Source organism: Streptomyces sp. adm13(2018), assembly GCF_008042145.1.
GTDB lineage: Bacteria > Actinomycetota > Actinomycetes > Streptomycetales > Streptomycetaceae > Streptomyces.
In genome coordinates, this window is record NZ_RDBH01000134.1 from 16,006 (window position 1) to 18,242 (window position 2,237).

The 2,237-nt window shown below is 76.2% G+C and carries 3 protein-coding genes; all 3 read left to right on the top strand.

Translation table 11 applies throughout. From position 1 onward, the window contains the following. Positions 1 to 6: 6 nt before the first annotated feature. The 3 genes from EAO70_RS26550 to EAO70_RS26560 all read left to right on the top strand — a co-directional run bounded on the left by EAO70_RS26550 (position 7) and on the right by EAO70_RS26560 (position 2,235). Positions 7 to 1,209, top strand: a complete 1,203-nt coding sequence (locus EAO70_RS26550; RefSeq protein ID WP_148005439.1) for an ATP-binding protein — start codon at positions 7 to 9, stop codon at positions 1,207 to 1,209. Then, positions 1,206 to 1,622: a nucleotide pyrophosphohydrolase gene (locus tag EAO70_RS26555; protein WP_148005440.1), complete on the top strand. Its 417-nt coding sequence runs from the start codon at positions 1,206 to 1,208 to the stop codon at positions 1,620 to 1,622. The genes EAO70_RS26550 and EAO70_RS26555 overlap by 4 nt, the downstream gene beginning before the upstream one ends. A gap of 127 nt (positions 1,623 to 1,749) precedes the next feature. After that, positions 1,750 to 2,235 carry a DUF6099 family protein gene (locus tag EAO70_RS26560; protein ID WP_148005441.1) on the top strand — a complete coding sequence of 162 codons (486 nt, stop codon included), beginning with the start codon at positions 1,750 to 1,752 and terminating at the stop codon, positions 2,233 to 2,235. The last annotated feature ends 2 nt before the right edge of the window (positions 2,236 to 2,237 follow it).

Genomic DNA, 2,237 nt, shown 5'->3' on the forward strand with positions numbered 1-2,237 from the left:
GTCGAGGTGGACGGGTCCCTCGGGTCCGTCGACCGTGCAGCCGCCGCGGCTTCCGCGTCGGCCCTGGGCGTCGGGGCGGGCCCGCTCGGGGACGCAGTCGGCGGCGTCGGGGAACACCTCGCCGAGGGGTTCGCCCGCCACCGCTCCGCCGCGCACCGCCTCGGGCCGGTCACCCTCTTCACCGGACCCAGCGGCAGCGGGAAGTCCACCACCCTGCGCGCGTACGAGGCACTGGCCCGGCTCTGCGCGGGCGAACCCCTCGGCGAGGTGTTCCCCGACGCCGCCGACTGCGTCCCCGAGCGGGCCCGCCCCGACGCCCAGGGCCGCCGCGGCTTCCGCGTCGGCTGCACGGTCGACGGACCCGAGGGACCCGTCCACCTCGACCTCGCCGTCCAGGTCGAACCCCGGCTCCGGATCGTCGGCGAACGGCTCACCGGCCGCGGCCGCACCCTCCTCGCCACCGCCCTGCGCGACCCGGGCCGCCCCACCGTCCAGGCCGAGTGGCACACCGCCGGCGCCACCCCCGTCACCCGCGCGCCCCTCCCCGACGACCTCCTCGGTACGGCCCTGCTGCCGCTGCGGGTCGCGGGGAAGACCCCCGGACAGCTGGAGGTCCTGGCGGCCGCCGAGCAGGTCGTCGTCGGACTGCGGTCCGCCTTCGCCTGCGACCCCCGCCCCGACACCATGCGCACCCCCGTACCGCCCGGCGAGGGGCGGCTGCGCCGCGACTGCGGCAACCTCGCCGAGGTCCTGCACCGCACCCACACGGACTGCCCGCGCCGGCACCACCGGCTCGCGACGGTCGCGGCCGGCGGCTGCGCGGGACCCGTCACCGGACTCGGCGTACGCGAACTCCCGGAGGGCACCGTCCGGGCCGTCCTGGAACGCGGCGGCCGCCCCGCGACGCCGCTCGCCCGGCTCGGCGACGGCGAACTGCGCTACCTCGCGCTCGCCCTCACCCTGCTCACCGGCCCCGGCGTCCTGGAGATGGACCGGATCGCCGAGGTGCCGGAGGCCATGCAGTCCCTGACGCTGCTCGCCGACGGACTCGACCGGGGACTCGACGAGCGGCAGGCCGGCGAACTGCTCGGGCTCGCCGTGGGCATCGCCGCCGACGGCCACGTCAGGGTCGCCGGCACGGTCGGGGCGCGGACGGCGGCGCAGGCCCGCCGGACTCCCGGGGTGACGGTGGTAGACCTGGGCACGTGACGGACAACGACGTAGCGGGACTGCAGCGCAGGCTGGCCGAGTTCGCGGCGGCCCGCGACTGGCAGCCCTACCACACGCCCAAGAACCTGGCGGCGGCGCTCAGCGTGGAGGCGGCCGAACTCCTGGAGATCTTCCAGTGGCTGACGCCCGAGCAGGCGGAGCGGGTGATGGACGACCCGGACTCCGCGCACCGGGTCGCCGACGAGGTGGCGGACGTGCTCGCCTACCTCCTCCAGTTCTGCGGGGCGCTCGGTGTCGATCCGCTGGCCGCGCTCGCGGCCAAGATCGACCGGAACGAGGTCCGGTTCCCCGCCCGGAAGCGGGGCGGCGAGCGGGAGACGGGGAGCGGGGAGGCGCGCGAGGAAGGGGCAGAGGAGGTGGATCCGGGCGGAGATCGTCACTCTGCGGAGTGATCGGCTTTTCCCCGTCAGGCCTCCTGTCCACAGATTTCCGAAATCCCCTGGTGGTGGGGCTCAGGTCGCCTCACTCTGGGTAGTGGACTCAGTGGGCAGATAAGTCGTACGAACGGGGGCGGCGTTGATGGAAGCGGAACGACTCGTCGCTCTTGGCCGGCACGCGCTGGCGGAGAGCGGATCGGCGCAGGACATCGTGGCGGAGGCCTGGCAGGCGCAGGCGCTCGCCCAGGCGATAGGGAGCCGGCTCGCGCTCTGCGGACCGCAGGAACTGCGCGGCGAGGCACGGGGACTGAGCGAGATCGGGGAGTACCCGGCGTGGGCCGCCGGTGGGCCGCGGGCGGCCCGGCTGTCGGAGGTGGCGGACCCGCGCGGGGCGCTGACCGCGCTCGGCGAGCTGCTCGGGGAGGTGGGCATCGCGCTGGTCGCCGTGGCCTGCGCCACCGACGACGAGGGGCTCTACTGGCAGTGCATCGAGGCCATCGACGCCGCCGACGAGTCGAGCGACCGGGTCCGCGGGATGCTGCGGCGCCTCGCCGTGCGGGACGGCGAGCGGGCCCGCCCGCCCGACGCCGCCCGGGACCGCGCGGGCCCGGGGCGGGGCAGGTGGTGAGC

Excerpts from the sequence above, each read along its gene's own strand:
- EAO70_RS26560 (WP_148005441.1), top strand. The coding sequence starts at position 1,750 with ATGGAAGCGGAACGACTCGTCGCTCTTGGCCGGCACGCGCTGGCGGAG.